We start from the raw sequence: 17,793 nt of genomic DNA, 5'->3' as shown, positions 1-17,793 counted from the left end.
TGTCGTTGTGCTGCGCCTTGCTGTCCTGCGCGGATAGATGTATCCGCCGGTTTCCATCGTCGCGACGGCGGCGGTCGGTGTTTCATTGAGGCAAATTCGGCAGTCCGGGCCGCAACCCGGCAACCGGCCGTCGGGTGCTCTGGAACGGCCCCCGGTCACCACGGACGGACCGAAAGTGGACTCATTCGACCTCCAATGACCTCATTCTCGAGGTGAGAGGTGCACTCCTTGGCGCCTGCCGAATGAAGAGGCGCACCGCGTAGTGTCGACACGCGAGAAAGAGGCCGGGGAATTTAGGGCTGCCGATAGCCTGAACTGTCACGGACAAGCGCTGTAGCTTGCAGATGGCCGGGGAGGAGCAGCGTGGCCTTGGTCCTCCCGCCTGGCACGCGCCTACCCGCTGAAGGCGAAGTCAGCCCAGGATCCACAGCGATCCTTGTAGTCGAAGTTCTTCCCGTGATCGTTGTATGTCCAGTGCGTCGTGTGGCAGTGCTTCAGGTTTTTCAAGAACGGAAGAGTCGCATTCTCAATGCGGACTGGGCCGCCATCGCCGCCCTTTGTGAGACTCTGGCTCATTTCCCCGAACGGTGTCTTGAAGCTAACCGCGCCGTCGGTCTCCGATACCTCTATGGGTACGTACTTGACTCCGAAACTCTTCCCCACGAGAAGACCTCCGATACTTTTCAGAACAAGAGTGTCGAGCACCTTCCGCTGGGCATCTGTAGCATTGTCGCTCACATAAACTCCAGCTTCTGATCCATTTTGCATGAATTCGGCAAAAGTGGAGTACCCGATATCACCGTTGTAAACCACGGTAATTCCGGACATGTCAACGCCATTGACGGCGCCTTCTTCGAGACGGAAGACCATGTAGTATCTACATCCGCCCTCGACGCCTCTGCCGAAGTAGAGTGGGCAATGCCCTTCAGCGGCGCATGCCTCGTTGTATGTCCCCGTTACGGTCCATCCAGCATTTAGTTCTTGCATGGCAATTTCTTCCTTATCGTAGTAGCGAAGCGAGCTGTCACAGTCTTCAGCTCTCGGCGGTAGCGAGGCTAGTTGCAGCGGTGCCGTTGGTATGTGCCGTGCGATCATGATTGCGGGCGGACTGGCACAGATCCGCGTAATTCACGACGAGCTGATCGGATACCTCGATCTCAATTCTCACTCGACTTGATTTGATTGCACGTTCTTACTAAATGCCTGAGTTCGCCAATTACTTTTTGATCCGGGTCAGTATTCAACGCCCAGGGATTGTCAGACAGTGGCGATCTGTTCGTTGTTGAGGAAGGCCTTTCCTTGAATGTTGACGGGCCGCCGGAGTGTGTCCATCGTCGGGCAGTTTGCCTCGACGGTGTGGACGAGCGCTTCGATCGCCTTAGCATCTGCCTGGCTCTCGATACGGGTTTCGAAGGTGATCTGCTGATAGCCGGGCGGAATCCCTTCTTCTCCCATGAACCCGCGGAGGTCGAGATTTCCCTTGAGGTAGACGGTGACGGAATCCAGCTCAATCCCCATCATGCTCGCGGTGATTTGGTACAAGATTTCCTGGCAGGCGCCCAACGACACCAGTAGGTACTCCACCGGGCTGGGTCCGGCATCGTTGCCGCCGAGGCTCGCCGGCTCGTCGACAATGATCGCGGGATGCTTGCGCACGAATGCGGAGCATTGCAATCCTTTGTCCTGCATAACTTTTGCCTTGAAGGTCGCCATTGCGGCAGATGGATTCTCCTTGACGTGATCGACGGCCGCCTGAATTGATGTAGCGAGTGCAGCATTTGCGGTCATGTGCGTCCTGTTCGTGGATTGAATGAGCCTCTCCACCTTCGCTGTGTCAGAGCTTCTTCGAGTGCAGTAAGCACGAAAGGGAGGTGAAGGCCGGTTCCGGCAATTCGATGATGCCCCACAATGTTAGGCAGACCGGTCTGTCTGTGTCAACCATCACTTTTTGGTCTACTTGTGAGTGCAGTCACCACATGCACCGAGTGCCAATTACACCTTTGTCAGAGTCGTACGGCGATCGGCGATCGAATTGTGACTGCACCCGACCCCGTCTTGCTGTCGACGCATCCGGCAGAAACCAACGCCATGTGAATCTCGCTTGCCAGAAGGGCTGCACTCAACAGTTGGAGGCCGGACTCCTTTGCCAGCGAGTCCGCTGAAAGCTGAACTACGCGGCCCTCCGGATGAAAGGGCCACCTACCTCGCACTTGCCGATCGCATCGGAGCGATCGCTCTCCCTCTTCGCGCCGCCTTCGATTGCCACAACCGCAGGTCGGACGGCGGCACTCGACCTCGCCGTATTGCCTCTTGCGATCGCCTACGGTCGAAGATAATGTACGGACACGGAGTTCCGCAATGACCGTACATTTAACGTCGACGGAGAGGACTGGGCAGCTTCTTATGGCCTCGAGTACCGCACACCATGGAATCGTCATCTTGGGCGGCGGCAGCGCCGGGATCAGTGTCGCGTCCCGGCTACGCCGGAAGGGCATCGAGGATGTGTGCCTCGTCGACCCGGCCGTCACGCACTACTACCAACCGCTGTGGACCCTCGTAGGCGGCGGTCGCGCCAGCATGGACGAAAGTGGCCGGCCGCAGGCGTCGGTAGTGCCCAAGGGGGTGACGTGGGTTCGGAGCGCGGCTGAAGAAATCGATCCCGTGCAGAGACAGATCACCGTGGATGGCGGCACAACCATCGGCTACGGCCGGCTGGTGGTCTGTCCAGGAATCCAGACTGACTGGGACGCGATTCCTGGCGTTGCTGATGCGGTTTCAACACCGTTCGCTTCGAGTAACTACTCCCGCGAACTCGCTCCGAAGACCTGGGAACTAATTCGGAACTTTCGCTCTGGCACTGCAGTATTTACGATGCCGTCCGGGCCGATGAAATGCGCCGGCGCACCGCAGAAGATCGCCTACCTTGCAGCCGACTACTGGCGCAAGCAGGGACTACTCGACGACATCCGCATCGTACTCGTCCTTCCGACTCCGGCCATGTTCGGTATCGCAGCTTTTTCCGAAGAACTGGACCGCGTCGCGAAGGACTACGGAATCGAAGTTCGCCTGAGCAGCGAGCTTGCCGAAGTGGACCCTGACGGACGCGAGGTGTCCATCATAGACACCACTACCAAGACCACCGACACGATCAAGTACGACCTACTCCACGTCGTCGCGCCCCAATCCGCTCCCGATTTCATCAAGAAGTCTCCACTCGCTCTGACCGACAATCCTGCCGGATGGGTGGACGTCGACAAGCACACCCTTCAGCACAATCGTTTCCCCGACATCTTCGCTCTCGGTGACGCGGGGTCCACACCGAACTCCAAAACCGGTGCAGCTGTTCGTCAACAAGCACCCGTGGTCGTCGACAATCTCCTAGCGACAGTCAGCGGCCGGCCCCTCACTGCGGCGTACGACGGATACGGTTCATGCCCCCTGACCACATCTCGAAACAAGATGCTACTGGCCGAGTTTGACTACTCTGGCCAGCACAAGCCCTCTTTCCCCCTCATCGACACCACAAAATCACGCCGTGACATGTGGTATTTGAAGCGATACGGACTCCCTTTCCTGTACTGGAATCTGATGCTGAAAGGACGTGCTTGAACGTCGACCTGAGGGGCTTTTCGAGCAGGCCTCGACCTCGGCCGTGCGCAATCACGCCTGCGAGAAACCCCTGACCCGGCCGTTGGTAGAGGGATCGTTGTACCAACGTTCCAATCGCTGGCGCCGGTTGCGAGGAAAGCCCACTACTCCAGTGATACGACAGCAGCATCCAACCCGGCACTGATCAGAGCGTCAAGGCGGAGGAATACAGGATCGAGTCAACTGCGCTTCTTCGAAGCTCGACCAGCTGCATCGAGCAACGCCAGAGCCATGGAGCGTCCGCGATCGAAGGCTGCAGATTCCGGCCGAATGGAGGCTGCGACGAGGATGCCATCAAAGATTACACACAGCTGCTCGGCGAGCTCGTCCGAATCTTCGTACCCAGCGTGCTCGAGCATGGGCCCTAAGATACTGAGCACGTCCAACTTGTGGATTCGCGCCCAACGCTGCGGCGGAAGCTCTGATTTCGGCAATTCGATCTGAGCCACCACGAACAAACATCCACGGTAAGAAGCCTGCACCCAGAAGGTACAGAGCAGATCGAAGATGTGGGAAAGCTTCTCCTCTGGGGAATCGTCAGCATCCGCAATTACGTGCAGCCGGCTGATGATTTCATCATGCTGGCGCTTAAGATATGCGTCGATCAGATCGTTCTTACTCTTGAATGCCGAGTAAAAGGACGCCTTTGCGACGTCGGCGCGATCGATCAGTGATGTGATGCCGGTGTTATGAATACCCTCGGTAAGAAACAGCTCATCAGCCGCCGCAAGGATGCGCTCTCTCGCGCTTCCACGATGAGGCGAAGTTGATGCCGATAGCTCCGATACGCGCACTTAAGCCCCTGTCCCGAGACCAGCCAGAATGGTCTGTCCAGTTGAGATCCTAGTCCGCCCCCTGAACCTGGACAACTGCGGTGCATACCGCGCAACTTGACGAGACACGGGGAGGAGTTCTCGCCGGGGCACCCAGACTTCAGCACGGGAGCTCGAAGCACCACACGAGTCGAATTTCTCGGACAGTCTACCCTTGTGCAATTCGGCACACATGTAGCCGCCCAAACGGGCTTCGGGCGTTGGCCTTCGCTGCTCGCCCGCCGGTCACTTTCGGATAGCCGAAATTCGACTGCCGTCCGAGGCCGTGGACCGAGGCGAACGCTTCGGCCACACCGGCTCGCAGGTCATGGTCGTGAACAGCGACTTTCAAGTACGGGTTGCCGTTGGAGGGATAGCCTCATAGGCGCGCACAACTTCAGGGTGTCGAAGCCGTTGAACCGTCCGCCCGCCCGGCATGTGCGACTCTTTCCAACATCCGACAAACATGTTCAGCCATTGTCCTGTTCGATGTCCGTACATTACCCTTCTGAACTAGACCATCACAATGGCGATCAGGAGCGAGTGCGGGTGTCTAGGACGGGGACGAAAACGGTCGGCATCAAGAAGTTGCAGCGCGGTACGGGAGAAACCCTATGGCAGCAACTACAGGCGGACCTTCAACGCCGACTGCGAGAGGGAGAGTTCACAGATGCCTTTCCTGGCGAGTTGGACCTTCGTGATCAATACGGTGTCAGCCGCCACACGGTGCGCGCTGCGGTGCGTGCTCTCCGTGAGGAAGGCATCGTCGTCGCAAGTCGTGGCCGCTCAACTCGAATCAATACCGACGCCGAAATCACGCAACCCCTAGGCGCCCTGTACAGCTTGTTTGCGTCGGTTGAAGCCGCGAATCTGCGCCAACGTAGCATCGTTCGTCGACTCGACATACGTGCCGATGCGCACGTGGCGATCCGCCTCGGCCTCGAAGAGTCCGCTCCTTTGCTCTACCTAGAGCGACTGCGGTTGGCCGACGAGCAACCGCTCGCGCATGACTGCGCATGGTTACCGGCCTCGATTGCCAGCCCGCTGCTCGGTGCCGATTTTTCCCATACAGGTTTGTACGACGAACTTGCTTCGCGTTGCGATATCCGCCTCACCGGCGGGAGTGAGCAGATACGGGCCGTCGTACCAAATTCTGTACAACACAAACTTCTCGGAACGACACCGGATGTCGCAGCAATGAAAGTTGAGCGGATAGGAACCGCCAATGGAACACCGGTGGAGTGGCGCACCTCGCTCATCCGCGGAGATCGGTTCAGCGTCCTTGCCGATTTTACGGCACGATCTGGGTATTCTTTGAATCTTTCGGCCACGAACATGCCGTAACGCCGCAAACATTCGGGTCTCGCGGTTCGGTATTCGACAGCGTCACTCGACTGCAATGCAAGATGAGTTCGCAAAACCGGCGGAAGCCGTCTCTTGCCCACAGTTGGCGTCGCTCGGGCAATTTCGGGCGGCACGTGGTGCCTGTCCCCATTTCGACTAGAACACCCGCCGACTGCGGTCCCGCGAATCGCTGTTCGGTTCACCCGCCCTTCTGGCTGTACGTCACCAGCGAGGCAAGCAGCCCACCAACGAGAAACACAATCTTCCTACGGGCACTTGGTCATTTGTCAGCCGTACGTATCGTGGACCGGGCCGAGAACCGAGTAGCCGATCGCCAGCGGGCATCGTCGTCATCGAAGCAATCCGCCACCTGATCCGGACAGTGCCGATCAGCGTGCGGTCGAGTATCGCGATTCATCCTGTTCAGCGCGCGCCATGTTGACGCCGCCCGAACCTCATCCTAGCGTCGGTAAATGTCCGGTCATTGATTTTTTGGTTGTCCGTACATTATCCTAGGTTGGCCAACGCAATTCCGGACAAGTCGACGCCCACCACCGCCTCCCGTACGAATGGAACCTGAACGTGCAGCGCAGTATCGGTACAGCTCCCCATAGTTGCCCCCGCCTGTTCTCCAGGTGCGGATTCAGCGAGTCGCAGGGACAGTCCCGCGGCGAGATGTGAGGAGGGCCGGGTCGGCGCACTGGCGTGCAGCCGGAAGCCTGCCGCTCCGGGCCTACTCACCCGCAGCAGTAGCCCATCCCGATTTGCTCGTCCGCACCTTTCACCCCGACCTGACCAGGAGGTCTTATGGAATACATAACGAACAGCACTGGCGGCACTGTGGTGCACTCCCAGATCGACCCGACAGCGTCAACCGCCACCAAATCCGAGTGTCTGGCCGTGACGAAATGCTGATCTCGGCAATTGGTCTCGGCATCTTCATCGGAATCAGCCTCGGTGCCCTCGGCGGTGGCGGCTCCATCCTCACTGTGCCTGCACTTGTCTATGTCCTGAGTCAACCACTACAGATCGCTGTTACCGAAAGTCTCGTTATCGTCGGTATCACTTCCATCGTGGCCGCTATTTCCTATGCGCGGGCAGGCCGGGTGAAGTGGCGTACAGGCATCTCCCTCGGCGCCGTGGGCGGCGTAGCCGCCTGGGCCGGAACGGCCCTCGGTCGACTGGTCGACCCGAATGTCGCACTTGGCGCCTTCTCGATCCTGCTGTTGGTCGTCTCGATTTCGCTTGTTTGGAGAACGATGCCGTTCAAGTCGGCGACGAAGCGAACACAGAATCCAGCCGTGGGCGTCGCCACCAGGCTTCCCGCGTTCGCCGCGGTCGCTGCGGCGGCGCCGGCCCAAGCCACTACCACCCAGCTCGAGGCAAGCCCCAGCCCCCGTACCCAACGCTTCCTGACTGCCGCCAAGGTACTAATCGCGGGAATTACAATCGGTGTCCTTACCGGATTCTTTGGTGTCGGAGGCGGATTCGTCATCGTTCCGGTACTTGTGGTTGCTCTCGGCTACCCCATGCCGATCGCTGTGGGCACCTCCTTGTTGGTCATCACGCTGAATTCGGCAGTGGCACTCGCAGCTCGATCGAGCCAGGACGCGCTGGATTGGTCCGTAGTCCTACCAGTAACAGCCGCAGCTATCGTCGGCGCTCTCGTAGGTAAATGGCTGGCTGCCAAAACCTCCGAGAAGGCACTCACGCGGGCATTTGCCGTCCTTCTTGTCATGGTCGCGTTATACGTGGGCCTACGCAGTTCCGGTCTGCTGCCCGGGTAGTGAATATTTACGCGACCGGTCAACAACGACTATGCATCTCATCCCGACGTTCCAAAGAATTGGAGAAGCCCAGTGATTCTCGAGCAGTACTACCTTGAATGTCTTTCCCACGCCTCGTACCTCATAGGTGATGAACAGACAAAACGCGCGATCGTCGTCGATCCTCGACGTGATATCGCGGATTACATCGACGAAGCTGAACGCCGAGACCTACGCATCGAAGGAGTAATCAACACGCACTTTCACGCGGACTTCGTCTCTGGCCACCTCGAACTCGTGGCTGCAACCGGGGCATGGATCGGTTTCGGTGAAGCTGCGGACACTGACTATCCCATCCGCCGATTGCAGCACGGCGAACACATCTCGCTGGGAAGCGTCGATATTCAGATCTTGTCGACACCCGGGCACACCTGGGAATCGATCAGTCTCCTCCTCCGAGACAGTGCCGGCGCCGAACCAACAGCGGTTCTGACTGGTGACTCACTCTTCATAGGCGACGTGGGCCGACCTGACCTTGCAAACCTCGGGACCGGCACGAACACAGACCTCGCACGCGCTATGTACAAAACAATTCACCACACCCTGATGGCACTCCCGGATCACGTGCAAGTAATGCCTGCACACGGAGCAGGCTCTTCCTGTGGAAAGAACCTGTCCACCGACCTGGTCTCGACAATCGGCCAGCAACGGCTCACGAACCCGTCAGTACAGCCGATGGCAGAAGCGAACTTTGTCGACCTTGTCACCACCGGCCAGCCCGCAATCCCACAATACTTCTCCACTGACGCCGATCTCAACAAACGCAACCGTGCCGTCTACGACAGCTCACGGCAACCACGTGAACTCACCGCCGAAAAGATGGCCAAGTGTGTGCAGGATGGAACGAGGCTGATCGATACCCGTAGCCCCGAAGAATTTGCAGCCGCGCATCTACGGGGCGCCGTCAATGTGGGCCTCGAAGGACGTTTCGCGGAGACCTGCGGAACGGTCACCGATGTCGACGAACCGATCATTTTGGTTACGCGGCCCGGCGACGAGGCCAAAGCCGCGATGCGACTCGCGCGAATCGGTTACGACAAAGTGCAGGGATATTTCAATACCCTCACGACCGACAGCGGCACTCCCTTTCCTTCACCACTCATTGGACTGGTCGAACAGACCGAGCGGCTCACTGTTGCAGAACTTGCCGCAGCACTGCAAAATAGTCGAGTCACCCTCCTGGACGTAAGAAATCAAGGAGAACGCGACGACGGCTATATCGCAGGGTCGCTTCATATTCCGCTTGCCGAGCTCGCGAAACGTCACACCACGCTTCCGCAGGATCGACCCTTGGTCGTACATTGCCGAAGCGGCTGGCGCTCGAGCGTGGCCGCAAGCTTCCTCCGTGCGAGTGGGCACAAGGAGACAACTGACCTCCTCGGCGGTTACAACGCCTGGGAGGAAACCGAAACGCCCGTCTGTGACGGCGCTCGCTGAAAATCCCCATACCGCGCCGCTGCGTCCTCATCACTTACGCGCATGAGAACGCCGGTCTTCCTTCGATGCCTGATGATCCCTCTCATCAACTTCAGCACATTCGAAGAAGACCCGAGCTCTCAATGTCGTGGCGAGGAAGTAGAAATACCTGCCACTGCAGACCCCGATGGGCTCTGTCCTCGACGGCCATCGACACACCCTTACGTTCCTCGCTGCAATCAATCGAGTCGCATCGAATCGCTGGGTGTCAGCAACTTGGACAGGTCGGGTCCCTAGATCGTGTTTGCTGCACTAGGCATCGACATAGCGCAGTTCTACTCTCGCCTTCACCGGGTTCTCCACCGCTTCAACTGCCGAAATGCATTCCGCAGGTCGTGGCATTTGCGCGCCACAACTACGCCACTCACCAAGGCCCACCTTCATTCCTCCTTGGTCACCGCATGTGTCACGTGAACTGGCATCAACACGAAGGGCCCGACCTCCATGACTTCCACACATCCGAAATCGATAGCCGCTATGGATCAGGCTCGGATTCCAACCAAGAAGCCCGATATTCACACGACGGCGGGCAAGCTCGCTGACCTACGGGAACGTTTGGCGCAAGCCTCGATTCCGTCGGGTGAGGCTGCCGTGGACAAAGTGCATGCCAAGGGTAAGCTCACCGCTCGCGAGCGCATCACGGCATTGCTCGACGACGGGTCCTTCGTGGAAATGGACGCCCTGGCCCGTCACCGCAGCCAGAACTTCGGGATGGCAGAGAACCGCCCCTTCGGTGACGGTGTCGTCACCGGCTACGGCACCATCGACGGCCGCGATGTGTGCATCTTCTCCCAGGACGCCACCGTCTTCGGCGGCTCCCTCGGCGAAATCTACGGCGAGAAAATCGTCAAGGTCATGGACCTGGCCATCAAAACCGGCCGCCCCCTCGTCGGCATCAACGAAGGCGCCGGCGCCCGCATCCAGGAAGGCGTCGTCTCCCTCGGGTTGTACGGCGAAATCTTCCACCGCAACGTCCAAGCCTCCGGTGTCATCCCACAGATCTCCCTGATCATGGGACCCGCCGCAGGTGGACACGTCTACTCCCCAGCGTTGACCGACTTCGTCGTCATGGTCGACGGCACCTCGCAGATGTTCGTCACCGGCCCCGACGTCATCAAAACCGTCACCGGTGAAAACGTCACCATGGAAGAACTCGGCGGCGCCCACACCCACATGGAGAAATCCGGCGTCGCGCACTACGTCGCCTCCGGTGAACAGGACGCCCTCGACTACGTCCGCGACCTGCTGAGCTACCTACCCTCGAACAACCGTGCAGCCGCCCCGCGCACTGCTCCCTCGGATCCGATCGACGGCGCCATCGCCGACAATCTCACCGACGAGGACCTCGAACTCGACACCCTGATCCCGGATTCACCGAACACCCCGTACGACATGCACGAGGTCATCCGCCGCATCCTCGACGACGACGAATTCCTCGAAGTCCAACAAGGCCGCGCCCGCAACATCATCGTCGGCTTCGGCCGCGTCGACGGCCGCTCCGTCGGGATCGTCGCCAACCAGCCGACTCAGTTCGCGGGCACGTTGGACATCGACGCCTCCGAAAAAGCCGCCCGGTTCGTCCGGACCTGCGATGCCTTCAACGTCCCCATCATCACGTTGGTCGACGTGCCCGGGTTCCTGCCCGGTACCGACCAAGAATTTGGCGGCATCATCCGCCGCGGAGCGAAACTGCTCTACGCCTACGGCGAAGCGACGGTCGGCAAGATCACCGTCATCACCCGCAAGGCCTACGGCGGCGCCTACGACGTCATGGGATCCAAGCACATGGGCGCCGATGTGAACCTGGCCTGGCCGACCGCGCAGATCGCCGTCATGGGCGCCTCCGGCGCTGTCGGGTTCGTCTACCGCAAACAACTCCTCGAAGCCGCCAAGAACGGTGAAGACGTCGACGCGTTACGGTTGAAACTCCAGCAGGAATACGAAGACACCCTCGTGGGCCCCTACGTCGCGGCCGAACGGGGCTACCTCGACGCCGTCATCCCCCCGAGCCACACCCGCGGACAAATCGTCTCCGCACTACGCCTGCTCGAACGCAAACAAGTCACCCTGCCACCCAAGAAGCACGGAAACATCCCACTATGAGCGCCGAAGCGAATCATGACGCTGTGAGCGTGATTGGCATGCGATCCGATATCGCGGCACTCGACGAGGTGTTCGGCGACACGGCTGATGTCGTTGTCGACTCTGCTGCGTCAGTTCTGTTTCGGGGCAATCCATCCGACGTCGAGGTCGCTGCGATCGTGGCCGTGCTCACCGCCGCGGCGTCGGCACCCCCAAGCGTGCCCCACCCGCCGGTAGCGAGTCTCGGCGAGTGGGGCGCTCCAGCCGACCGACTTCACTACGGGCTCGGTTATGCCCCCACCGTATTCGTCAATGCCCGCTACAGCCGATAAGGATTTCGATGACTCTCGATGGTGTTGTGCAGAAGAAAATCTCGAAGGTGTTGGTCGCAAACCGCGGCGAGATCGCAGTCCGGGTGATCAGGGCAGCAGCAGACACGGGACTGAGAAGTGTCGCCGTCTACGCCGAACCTGACGCCGATGCACCGTTCGTACGCCTGGCCGACGAAGCATTCGCCCTCGGCGGTCAGACCTCGGCCGAGTCGTACCTGGTGATCGACAAAATCTTGGACGCCGCCGCCAAGTCCGGGGCAGATGCCATCCACCCCGGCTACGGCTTCCTCTCCGAAAACGCCGACTTCGCCCAAGCAGTCATCGACGCCAACCTGATCTGGATCGGACCGTCCCCACAGTCCATCCGCGACCTCGGCGACAAAGTCACCGCCCGCCACATCGCCGCGCGCGCCAAGGCACCGTCGGTGCCCGGCACCTCCGAGCCCGTCAAAGATGCCGACGAGATCCTCGCCTTCGCCGACGAGCACGGCCTCCCCATCGCCATCAAAGCTGCCTTCGGTGGCGGCGGACGCGGCATGAAAGTCGCCCGCACCCGCGAGGAAATCCCCGAACTGTTCGACTCGGCCACCCGCGAAGCGGTCTCCGCGTTCGGTCGCGGTGAATGCTTCGTCGAGCGCTACCTCGACAAGCCCCGCCACGTCGAAGCTCAGGTCATCGCCGATCAGCACGGCAACGTCGTCGTCGCAGGCACCCGCGACTGCTCGCTGCAGCGCCGCTTCCAGAAGCTCGTCGAGGAAGCACCTGCACCGTTCCTCACCGACGCCCAGCGCGCCGAGATCCACTCCTCCGCCAAAGCCATCTGCCGCGAAGCCGGCTACTACGGCGCCGGCACCGTGGAATACCTCGTCGGCCAAGACGGACTGGTCTCCTTCCTCGAGGTGAACACTCGCCTGCAGGTCGAGCACCCCGTCACCGAAGAGACCTCCGGCATCGACCTGGTGTTGCAGCAGTTCCGCATCGCGGGCGGCGAGGAACTGTCCATCACCGAAGACCCCGAACCGCGTGGGCATTCCTTCGAGTTCCGCATCAACGGTGAAGACGCCGGCCGCGGGTTCCTGCCCGCACCCGGACCGGTCACCACCTTCATCGCCCCCTCGGGTCCCGGTGTCCGCGTGGATTCCGGTGTCGAATCGGGTTCGGTGATCGGTGGCCAGTTCGACTCGATGCTCGCCAAGCTGATCGTCACCGGCGCCACCCGCGAGGAAGCTCTTGCCCGCTCGCGTCGCGCGCTGGCCGAGTTCACCGTCGAAGGCCTCGCGACGGTCATCCCGTTCCACGCTGCTGTGGTCTCCGATCCCGCGTTCATCGGCGACGGTGAGTCCTTCGATGTGCACACTCGGTGGATCGAAACCGAATGGGACAACCAGGTTCCCCCGTTCACCGCAGGCGAACCACTCGACGAGGACGAGGCCCTGCCGCGTCAGGCTGTGGTCGTCGAGGTCGGTGGCCGACGCGTCGAGGTCTCGCTGCCCGGTCAGTTCTCCCTCGGCGGCGGCGCAGCAACGGACGGTGCGATTCGTCGTAAGCCCAAGGCGCGCAAGCGCGGCGGCGCTGGTGCCGGAGCGGCCTCCGGTGACGCCGTCACCGCACCGATGCAGGGCACCGTCGTCAAAGTCGCTGTCGAAGAAGGCCAGGACGTCGCCGAAGGCGATCTGATCGCCGTCCTCGAAGCGATGAAGATGGAAAACCCCGTCAACGCCCACAAAGCAGGCACAGTCACCGGCCTGTCCGTTCAGCCAGGATCCGCCATCACCCAAGGCACTGTTCTCGCAGAACTCAAGTAAAGAAGCAGGCGAAACGGCAGTGACGACCGCAGCTGAGGAATACGCAGGGAATGTTTGCTCGTTCGATGCGGCAATTACGTTATTGAGAATGGCGGACGTCGTCCGCGCCAGACTGGAAGCCTCGCTTGACGGTATTGATCTCAGTTGGGCTAGATACGAACTACTGAACTGCCTCGCTCGCCGGGGGCCGATGACGTTCTCTGGTCTGGCGCACGCACTGGTTCGCCATCGGACCAGCATCGCCACAACCACTTCAATACTTGAGGATGCGGGGTTGGTTGCGCGTTTTGCCAACCCACAGAAGCCGCAGCAGTACCTAGTCAGATTGACCCGGAGCGGGCAGGATCTGCAAGGCAAGGCGTATCAGATGATCTCTCGGCGGATCATGTCGACCCAGGACCCTGAGGCCGTGTTCGAGGCGTTGCATGTCGTCGATCGGGGACTACTCGGCGTCGGGGTAGGTGCGGCACGCTCCCCGGCAAGTTCCCAATAACTGCGTCCGACGAAGACTTGGCGGCCGTCAGAGTGCATTCGCGTGCGCACCACGGTCGGCCGTGGCCACAAGAAGGGTTCGGTGGTTGTCTTCAATCTCTAGCTCGGTAGTGCCGGCCCGCTGTTGTGGCGAGCGAGAGTTGTGGAGAACACGCCAAAGTCCGCGACGACCGAGGCCCACCCACCGACCAGACAACCGATAACTCCGGCGATTCCGAGGTGCTGCTCGTGAGGGATGTCGAGTGTCCTACGCGGTTCGGTCGCCGCCCTTCCTCACAGCACGCATATCGAGATTCTTGGCTCGATCGACCAGATCGTCGAGCGCACCTGCAGGGAGCATTCCCGCCTGGTTGAACACCAACTCCCCCTCGCGAAAGACCATTACGGTCGGTATGGAGCGAACATTGGCTGCGACAGCGAGTCCTTGCTCCGCTTCGGTGTCCACTTTGGCGAACAGCACATCAGGGTGCTTGTCCGACGCAGCCTCGAAGGTGGGGGCGAACGCTCGGCAGGGCCCACACCATGAAGCCCAGAAATCAACGACGACAACGTCGTTGTCCGCTACGGTCTCGTGAAAATTCTGTTGGGTTAAATTGTGCGTAGCCATGCAAAATCCTCGAATGGTTGATGGTCATGACGCGTTGTCCGCGATGCCGTCGGAAACGTTCCGCCGAGATGGCGGCATGAAAGCTCGAAGCAGTCAGTGCTGACGCTTTGCCACCGATAGAGACAGTGCCCCATGAGCGGTGGCTCCCCCGGCGCGGACTGCAGCGGTGATGTAGGTGACCTCGGCGATCTCGTCCGCCGTTGCGCCCTGCGCGAGCGCACCGCGCGTATGAACGGAGATACAACCTGTGCATTGAGTTGTCAGACCCACGGCAACGGCAATGAGTTCTCGATACCTGCGCGGAATCCGTCCAGGTCCGGTGAAGACCGCCGAATTGAACTGGGCAAGAGCCGTACCCATTCCAGTGGCAAGATCGTCACCGAGCGGTGGGCGATCGTAGTCGTAACGCTCCACGAGCAGAAATCCTCCTTGCAGGAGCCATCGATCGAGGCTCGCATCGTTACCTCGCTGCCGGGGAGGCCCGGTGAGCAGTGACCGCGCATGAATTCGTGTTCAGAGCGCTCACTGCCCATCGGACGACGACCGAAGCCGTTAGCCAGCGGTTTTCGGTGTTCAGCTATTCGATGAACCAGTTGCAGCCCCGAAAGATCACAGTGCGTCCGCTGTCCTCGCCCGAACTTGGAGAAGGGGCCCACCGACGACTGTGGCGGGATATGACAGGTCCGGCTCTCTTCAGACCAGAGTGGTCACAACCTCGACGGGCCGAATCAGAGTGTCTCGAATGGGCGATCGCTGCTGCACGACATCGACAAGCTCTTCGATCTCTTCGCGAGTGGACTTCGGGGCCACAACGTCGACTTTGACTCGGATCTGCTTCGCACCGGGTGCTTCGTCCGGTGCCACTCCCAGGAACGACGCGAGGTCGAAATCGCCCTCCAATTCGAGCTTGTAGCTCTCGAGTTCGATACCACGCGATGCTGCATTGGCTGCGAGGGTGACCGTGTAGCACCCGGCCAGCGCCTGCAGAACGTATTCGGCCGGCGACACCGCGGTGTCGGTTCCCAGAAGCGAAGCGGGTTCGTCGCTGGACATCGAGAACTTGGCTGCGCGCGAGGTGTCAGCCTGTCCGCCCTGTACAAGGTTGCCGGTCTGCGCATCGACGCGAAAGCCGCCCTGCCATTCCCCGTTCACGGAGAACGTCACTTCACCGAGGTTGCGATCTCCCCGAACTGCATCGATCGTCTCCGTCATCGCGTCCAGGTCGACGCCGTTGACTACGTTTTTCGTTTCCATCTGAAATACCAACCTCTTCTTGTCAGGTCTACTCGATGCCACCGAGTCCGCGCCCATGAAATCGAGCAGTCTTGCCGGACATCCGGGGCGCGGCGACGGCGCTGCGGCCGTAGTTGCGAGTGAACTACCTCAGTTCCATTCTGTCAATGGTACGTTCCGATCTACGGAACTACCACCGCTGGATTCCGCTGCCGAATCACATCCCGCTGCCGTACCACATCCCGCTGCCGAACCTTCCCGCTGACACAGATCCACCCGCTCGGCAGCAGACAAACCGCCCCATACCCCGTGCGGCTCGGGGCAGGCCAGCGCGTGTTGCCGACACTCCTCGACGACCTCACACAGGGCGCACACAGCTTTGGCCTCCTCCTCGTGGTACCGCAGGGTGTGTCCGCGTAGCCCTCTCGGCGGGAAGAAGATAGACACAGGCATCGAGCGGCATCGAGCAAGCCGTTGCCACTCCCAATTCGACGAGAGGGGTGGCGGTAACTTCTGCTCGACGATTGGCGTTCGCAAGATTTTCTCCTCTTCCGGCTGTGCTGAACGCGCGAACTCACAATCAGGCGTTCGATCGAGCCGTAGCTCATGATTCGTCCGCACAAGCTCCGAACGAAGTACCCAAATAATGGAACCAAGATTCACTTGCCGGAACAAGAGGCTTGACGCACACGGATCTCGGCGGTTTGCTTCACCCAGGCCATGTGAGCCCCGGCACACACAACCCACAGAGTCTTTGCAATCACACGTCACAGACGATCGGCGTGCTGCCGCCAGGCCAAGCGCACCCACAACTGACAGGTGTATCCACGATGTCGAATCCGACAAAACAGCACGATGTCTTACGCAAAGTTGCCTTTCGGCTTCTCCCGATGCTGATGGTTCTGTACTTTCTCAATTATTTGGACAAGGTCAACGTCGGGTTCGCGGCCTTGGAAATGAATGCTGACATCGGTCTGAGTTCGGCCGCCTACGGCCTCGGAGCCGGACTGTTTTTCGTCGGGTACTTCTTTTTCGAAGTGCCCAGCAACCTGCTGCTCACCAAGTTCGGAGCGAGGATTTGGATCACCCGCATCGTGCTGACATGGGGCGTGATCGCCGCGTCGATGAGCCTGGTACAGGGTGAAACCAGCTTTTACATCCTTCGGTTCCTGCTCGGCGTCGCCGAAGCAGGATTCTTCCCCGGCATCGTGTACCTGCTGGGAGTGTGGTTTCCCCGGCAGCAGCGCGCACGGATACTCTCGTACGTCTACGCTGCCGCCCCTGTCTCCTTTCTGCTCGGGTCTCCGGTGTCGGCATTCTTGATGGACCAGGGACACGGTTTCGCCGGAATGCCCGGCTGGAGGTTCATGTTCGCAGCCGAAGGTCTGGTGACGGTCGTCGCGGGAATTGTGGCGTTCTTTGTACTCGTCGACCGCCCCACCAAGGCGAAGTGGCTCACGGCGCAAGAAGGCGAAGAACTCGAACGACGCGTAGCAGCCGAAGACGCCGCTGTCGACGCAACACACAACGCATCCAGTATTCGGAGTGCATTCACGGGACGCGTATTTCTCCTGAGCTTCGTTTACTTCGGTATCGCATACGGAATCTACGCAGTCGGATTCTTTCTACCGCAAGCAATCAAAGGATTTGAGGGCCAGTTCGGACTGACACTCAGCGGAATGCAGATCGGTCTGATGTCGGCGATCCCCTACGGATTCGCAACTGCAGCCATGCTGTACTGGAGCCGGCGATCAGATGCTCGAGGCGAGCGCATCTATCACGTCCTGATTCCAGCCTTGGTGGGTGGCGTCGCTCTCACCTTCTCGTTCGCACTGGGCTCACCGTTCGCAGTCATGGCAGGCATCACCGTCGCCGCCATCGGAATGTTCTGCTGTATTCCGGTGTTTTGGCAGATCCCCGCGTCGTTCCTTACCGGCGCAGCCGCAGCGGCTGGAATTGGCGTCATCAACTCCATCGGCAATCTGTCGGGCTTCTTCGCTCCTTACCTCGCCGGTTACCTCAGAGACGTCACCGGCAGCTATCAACCCGGAATGCTTGTCGCGGGCCTTTTCATGATCGCCTCAGGATTCCTCGTAGTGCTGGTGGCAGGTCCCCGATAGTCGGGCCACCGTGTTC

The 17,793-nt window shown here is 60.1% G+C and carries 16 protein-coding genes; 9 read left to right on the top strand and 7 right to left on the bottom strand.

The annotated features are described in order from the left end of the window. Window positions 1–393: 393 nt before the first annotated feature. Both WDS16_RS27415 and WDS16_RS27410 read right to left on the bottom strand, forming a co-directional pair. Window positions 394–1,095 (bottom strand): DUF1326 domain-containing protein, encoded by a 702-nt coding sequence (locus WDS16_RS27415; protein ID WP_338889334.1) that lies wholly within the window; start codon window positions 1,093–1,095, stop codon window positions 394–396. Window positions 1,096–1,257: 162 nt separating this feature from the next. Beyond that, window positions 1,258–1,788: an OsmC family protein gene (locus tag WDS16_RS27410; protein WP_338889333.1), complete on the bottom strand. Its 531-nt coding sequence runs from the start codon at window positions 1,786–1,788 to the stop codon at window positions 1,258–1,260. A 615-nt stretch (window positions 1,789–2,403) separates the two neighbouring features. On the opposite strand from WDS16_RS27410, the gene WDS16_RS27405 reads away from it, so the two are divergent. Continuing rightward, window positions 2,404–3,609, top strand: coding sequence for an FAD/NAD(P)-binding oxidoreductase (locus tag WDS16_RS27405; RefSeq protein WP_338893624.1), 1,206 nt, complete (start codon window positions 2,404–2,406; stop codon window positions 3,607–3,609). Window positions 3,610–3,827: 218 nt separating this feature from the next. Here WDS16_RS27405 and WDS16_RS27400 read toward each other — a convergent pair whose 3' ends face one another. Then, complete coding sequence (locus tag WDS16_RS27400; protein ID WP_338889331.1) at window positions 3,828–4,442, bottom strand: TetR/AcrR family transcriptional regulator; 615 nt, start codon at window positions 4,440–4,442, stop codon at window positions 3,828–3,830. A 507-nt stretch (window positions 4,443–4,949) separates the two neighbouring features. On the opposite strand from WDS16_RS27400, the gene WDS16_RS27395 reads away from it, so the two are divergent. The 7 genes from WDS16_RS27395 to WDS16_RS27365 all read left to right on the top strand — a co-directional run bounded on the left by WDS16_RS27395 (window position 4,950) and on the right by WDS16_RS27365 (window position 13,818). Beyond that, window positions 4,950–5,804 carry a GntR family transcriptional regulator gene (locus WDS16_RS27395; protein ID WP_338889330.1) on the top strand — a complete coding sequence of 285 codons (855 nt, stop codon included), beginning with the start codon at window positions 4,950–4,952 and terminating at the stop codon, window positions 5,802–5,804. Window positions 5,805–6,694: 890 nt separating this feature from the next. Beyond that, window positions 6,695–7,591: a sulfite exporter TauE/SafE family protein gene (locus WDS16_RS27390; protein WP_338889328.1), complete on the top strand. Its 897-nt coding sequence runs from the start codon at window positions 6,695–6,697 to the stop codon at window positions 7,589–7,591. Window positions 7,592–7,663: 72 nt separating this feature from the next. Continuing rightward, window positions 7,664–9,067 carry a rhodanese-like domain-containing protein gene (locus WDS16_RS27385; protein WP_338889327.1) on the top strand — a complete coding sequence of 468 codons (1,404 nt, stop codon included), beginning with the start codon at window positions 7,664–7,666 and terminating at the stop codon, window positions 9,065–9,067. A 516-nt stretch (window positions 9,068–9,583) separates the two neighbouring features. Further along, window positions 9,584–11,209, top strand: coding sequence for an acyl-CoA carboxylase subunit beta (locus WDS16_RS27380; RefSeq protein WP_422395871.1), 1,626 nt, complete (start codon window positions 9,584–9,586; stop codon window positions 11,207–11,209). 23 nt (window positions 11,210–11,232) lie between these two features. Further along, a complete protein-coding gene (locus tag WDS16_RS27375; protein ID WP_338889323.1) occupies window positions 11,233–11,520 on the top strand; it encodes an acyl-CoA carboxylase subunit epsilon in 288 nt (95 codons plus the stop codon). 8 nt (window positions 11,521–11,528) lie between these two features. Continuing rightward, a complete protein-coding gene (locus WDS16_RS27370; protein WP_338889321.1) occupies window positions 11,529–13,325 on the top strand; it encodes an acetyl/propionyl/methylcrotonyl-CoA carboxylase subunit alpha in 1,797 nt (598 codons plus the stop codon). A gap of 19 nt (window positions 13,326–13,344) precedes the next feature. After that, window positions 13,345–13,818: a MarR family transcriptional regulator gene (locus WDS16_RS27365; protein ID WP_338889320.1), complete on the top strand. Its 474-nt coding sequence runs from the start codon at window positions 13,345–13,347 to the stop codon at window positions 13,816–13,818. Between the two features lie 246 nt (window positions 13,819–14,064). Here the strand turns inward: WDS16_RS27365 and trxA are convergent, their stop codons facing one another. From trxA to WDS16_RS27345, 4 genes are all read right to left on the bottom strand, one after another. Continuing rightward, window positions 14,065–14,424 carry a thioredoxin gene (gene trxA, locus WDS16_RS27360; RefSeq protein WP_338889317.1) on the bottom strand — a complete coding sequence of 120 codons (360 nt, stop codon included), beginning with the start codon at window positions 14,422–14,424 and terminating at the stop codon, window positions 14,065–14,067. A gap of 93 nt (window positions 14,425–14,517) precedes the next feature. Then, entirely contained in the window at window positions 14,518–14,838 is a 321-nt protein-coding gene (locus tag WDS16_RS27355; RefSeq protein ID WP_338889315.1) for a carboxymuconolactone decarboxylase family protein, read from the bottom strand. A 279-nt stretch (window positions 14,839–15,117) separates the two neighbouring features. Next, complete coding sequence (locus WDS16_RS27350; RefSeq protein WP_338889314.1) at window positions 15,118–15,678, bottom strand: OsmC family protein; 561 nt, start codon at window positions 15,676–15,678, stop codon at window positions 15,118–15,120. Between the two features lie 129 nt (window positions 15,679–15,807). Further along, window positions 15,808–16,278 carry a WhiB family transcriptional regulator gene (locus WDS16_RS27345; protein ID WP_338889313.1) on the bottom strand — a complete coding sequence of 157 codons (471 nt, stop codon included), beginning with the start codon at window positions 16,276–16,278 and terminating at the stop codon, window positions 15,808–15,810. 209 nt (window positions 16,279–16,487) lie between these two features. Here WDS16_RS27345 and WDS16_RS27340 point away from each other — a divergent pair, with 209 nt between their 5' ends. After that, window positions 16,488–17,777 carry an MFS transporter gene (locus tag WDS16_RS27340; protein WP_338889310.1) on the top strand — a complete coding sequence of 430 codons (1,290 nt, stop codon included), beginning with the start codon at window positions 16,488–16,490 and terminating at the stop codon, window positions 17,775–17,777. Window positions 17,778–17,793 lie beyond the last annotated feature (16 nt).

Origin of the sequence: Rhodococcus sovatensis, assembly GCF_037327425.1 — a bacterium.
Taxonomy (GTDB): Bacteria; Actinomycetota; Actinomycetes; order Mycobacteriales; family Mycobacteriaceae; genus Rhodococcoides; species Rhodococcoides sovatense.
This window is presented reverse-complemented; position numbering and strand designations above follow the sequence as displayed.

Coding starts and splice junctions, on each gene's coding strand:
- WDS16_RS27415 (WP_338889334.1), bottom strand. CDS start 1,095: ATGATCGCACGGCACATACCAACGGCACCGCTGCAACTAGCCTCGCTA.
- WDS16_RS27410 (WP_338889333.1), bottom strand. CDS start 1,788: ATGACCGCAAATGCTGCACTCGCTACATCAATTCAGGCGGCCGTCGAT.
- WDS16_RS27405 (WP_338893624.1), top strand. CDS start 2,404: ATGGCCTCGAGTACCGCACACCATGGAATCGTCATCTTGGGCGGCGGC.
- WDS16_RS27395 (WP_338889330.1), top strand. CDS start 4,950: ATGTCCGTACATTACCCTTCTGAACTAGACCATCACAATGGCGATCAG.
- WDS16_RS27380 (WP_422395871.1), top strand. CDS start 9,584: ATGGATCAGGCTCGGATTCCAACCAAGAAGCCCGATATTCACACGACG.
- WDS16_RS27370 (WP_338889321.1), top strand. CDS start 11,529: ATGACTCTCGATGGTGTTGTGCAGAAGAAAATCTCGAAGGTGTTGGTC.
- trxA (WP_338889317.1), bottom strand. CDS start 14,424: ATGGCTACGCACAATTTAACCCAACAGAATTTTCACGAGACCGTAGCG.
- WDS16_RS27350 (WP_338889314.1), bottom strand. CDS start 15,678: ATGGAAACGAAAAACGTAGTCAACGGCGTCGACCTGGACGCGATGACG.
- WDS16_RS27340 (WP_338889310.1), top strand. CDS start 16,488: ATGTCGAATCCGACAAAACAGCACGATGTCTTACGCAAAGTTGCCTTT.